We start from the raw sequence: 2,825 nt of genomic DNA, 5'->3' as shown, positions 1-2,825 counted from the left end.
TTCCGGCGAACCTGGGTCAATTTTAACCCGGCGGTGACAGTCGTCAAAGATATCCGTATTTTCCAAAATGAATTCCATACTAGTTCACATCCACCCTATATAATTTAAAAACACTCCCTTAACATGATGGGAGTGTTTAGTGGATTGTAAACGTACTTAAAGAATAGTAAATTGCTACTTACAAAGTAGGGACATAATAGATTAGCTTCGCATAATAAGAAAACACTCCGCAAAATTACAGAGTTTTGGTGGAAACTTATAAAGATTATACGAATTTTTTTACGGTATCAATTAAGTTGTTTTTGTATTCTGCTATATCACCAACACTATTTATCGGAAGCATATTCTTAGTGTCATCGTTAAACTGAATGAATTTATTTGTTCCATTTAGATGTAATCTGCAAATCCATTTTCTAATATTGTCATCCAATAAAACGTTAAAATAACTAAGGTTATCTCTGTAGAATACTCTTCCAGGATCAACTGCATCCTTTAGCAAGAACTTAACAGTAACATATCCTTCAATTTCCTCTTCGGTCGTTACAGGCTTCTGTTCAGTTTTTTCCTCAATCAATGGTTGTTCTTCTGTTTGCTGAGGTACTTCCTCTTTAGTATTTGCTAATGCAGCTTTAAACTTGTCGTTGATTGCATCATTAATGAACTGTTTCATTGATTTTTTTACCAATGGATTAAATTTATCAATCACTTGTTTTGTCTTTTTACTAGGATAAATTTCCGACAATATTAGCGAAATTAATTCGTCAGTTGGATTTTCCCATTGCTTTTGGAAATACTGTACGATTTCCTTTGTATACTTCAACTCTGATGCTGCGTTAAGAATGTTATCAATATCAAAATTTTCTCTACGGAATTTTGCCAATTCAACAATCTGATGATCTTTAATGTCTAACAAATTGAATTCAAAAAACGGGACACTATCCATTTTATTTTGCTCATCTAAATCTGAGTAAAATCTATATATTAAACCGTTTGTCAAAATTCCAAATTTAGCTTTAGTAACGCTAAAGTAGCGGAACAATTGTGAATCGTGCTTTTCTAACTTCTCGTTAATTGATTTCGCTTCAATTAACATTACTGGAATTCCATCTTTTAAAACTGCGTAATCAACTTTCTCGCCCTTTTTAATGCCAACATCAGCAGTATATTCAGGTACAAACTCTTCTGGGTTAAAAACGTCGTACCCCAGTGTTTGGAAGAATGGCATTATAATTGAAGTCTTTGTTGCTTCTTCAGTTGCAATATTGTCTTTAATCTTTACAACTCTCTGAGATAAAGACTTTATTTTGTCATCGAAATTATCCACTTAAACCACTCTCCCATTGATATTTTCTACTAAATATTCACACACAAAAGTACTACTGTCAAATAATGCAAATGAATTGATATAATCAAATCTACCTAAGAGATCATATAAGTTATAAATTCCCACATGAGATTTTACCTATCTTTTGTTTCCTATTTGATCTTGTCAAGCGTTTATGTTTTGTGGTGCGAAAAATGTAGTTGTCACCATTTAAGAATATGTAGAAGCTACAGTCTCATCAACTTTACTATTGATAACGTCCCAGACTTCCTTTCTCGAAAACCCCTCAAAGACTTCCAAGAAGTTAGCATGTGTGCTCTTTAGAGTTGGGAACTCTTTATAAATCTCATCGTTCTTATAAACGAGTACTAGGATTTCGTTGCTCTTTACTTTATTGGTTGGTTCGGCATAATACATGTTAATACACCCCAATCTGATGAAATGCCAATTTAATTAGTTTTTTCTAAGGTATCACTTATTTTTTCAACTGCCCTAACCAAATCATGAAAATCTTTATTCCCAATTCTCGCAGTACCGTTCCATACATTCAAATCTAAAATATAATTCATTTCGTATTTTTTCCCATTAACATCATGAAATCTAATTAGTGCATTAAAAATAGGATTTTTACCTTCGTTGTTACTCATCCCGAACATCATTTCTACAAATGTGATTAATTTTTGTTTGGGTGCAATGGTTGGAATTTGAGAATCAACTAAATTGCTTTCATCGAGATATGTCTTGATTGGAAAATCTATAATTGGGTCGAGTTTAACAACAGTATCAATCGCTACCGAACTTCCTATATTTTCTACAATGAAGTTAAGCTGGTTTAATTTTTGTTGATCAAAATAAGCAATGACATTTGGCATAGAATTTTGTTCCCTTGTCTTCACTGCTTCCTCAAACATTTTCTGATTCGCATTTAGAATTTTGGCTGTGTAATATACGTAGATACCTGTAAGCACGAACATCCCAACTGAACTAATAAAAGTGAAAACAGTTTGAACATCCATTTATTATCCTCCCTAACCCCAATAACATCATTATTCAATATTTCCTTGCATGTTATCCTTCTGTTCGCACATAACAAGAACACAAGTTCGCATCATTAGAGGATTCAACATGGGGCGTTTAAGTGATCCATTCAGCATGAGATTTGTATTACCCGAACACACTGAGCTTCTAGTTCGCCATGACCTCGATAAAAGTCTTATTTCTATGCCAGATATAGCAGAGGATGAATTAGATGAATTTCATTATAAGATCATCGATTCCATTCAGTATGACTACGCCTTAGAAGTGGATTACTTTTCACCTGTAAAGCAAGGTAAAGGTACAGTTGAAACTGTATGGGGATTTGTTCAAAAGATCGAACACAGCAAGAAGCAAATTAAGCTGCTGAATGATGAGGATTATTGGTGGATCTCGCTGAATCGAATTGTAGCAATCAGAGAGAAGGGGTCTGTCAAGAATTTTGTGTAAACTCAATCAACCGATA

General features: G+C 33.6%; 3 protein-coding genes. 1 reads left to right on the top strand and 2 read right to left on the bottom strand.

Translation table 11 applies throughout. The features are described 5' to 3' along the window. Window positions 1-265: 265 nt before the first annotated feature. Both EIZ37_RS25430 and EIZ37_RS25425 read right to left on the bottom strand, forming a co-directional pair. A complete protein-coding gene (locus EIZ37_RS25430; RefSeq protein ID WP_134687562.1) occupies window positions 266-1,324 on the bottom strand; it encodes a type I restriction endonuclease in 1,059 nt (352 codons plus the stop codon). 449 nt (window positions 1,325-1,773) lie between these two features. Then, window positions 1,774-2,340 carry a hypothetical protein gene (locus tag EIZ37_RS25425; RefSeq protein WP_134687561.1) on the bottom strand — a complete coding sequence of 189 codons (567 nt, stop codon included), beginning with the start codon at window positions 2,338-2,340 and terminating at the stop codon, window positions 1,774-1,776. A 109-nt stretch (window positions 2,341-2,449) separates the two neighbouring features. Here EIZ37_RS25425 and EIZ37_RS25420 point away from each other — a divergent pair, with 109 nt between their 5' ends. Next, window positions 2,450-2,809 carry a YolD-like family protein gene (locus tag EIZ37_RS25420; protein ID WP_134687560.1) on the top strand — a complete coding sequence of 120 codons (360 nt, stop codon included), beginning with the start codon at window positions 2,450-2,452 and terminating at the stop codon, window positions 2,807-2,809. Window positions 2,810-2,825 lie beyond the last annotated feature (16 nt).

This window comes from Brevibacillus migulae (genome assembly GCF_004521915.1).
GTDB classification, from domain to species: Bacteria; Bacillota; Bacilli; order Brevibacillales; family Brevibacillaceae; genus Brevibacillus_F; species Brevibacillus_F migulae.
The sequence above is the reverse complement of the archived record's forward strand: the minus strand, read 5'-3'. Positions and strand labels throughout refer to the sequence as shown.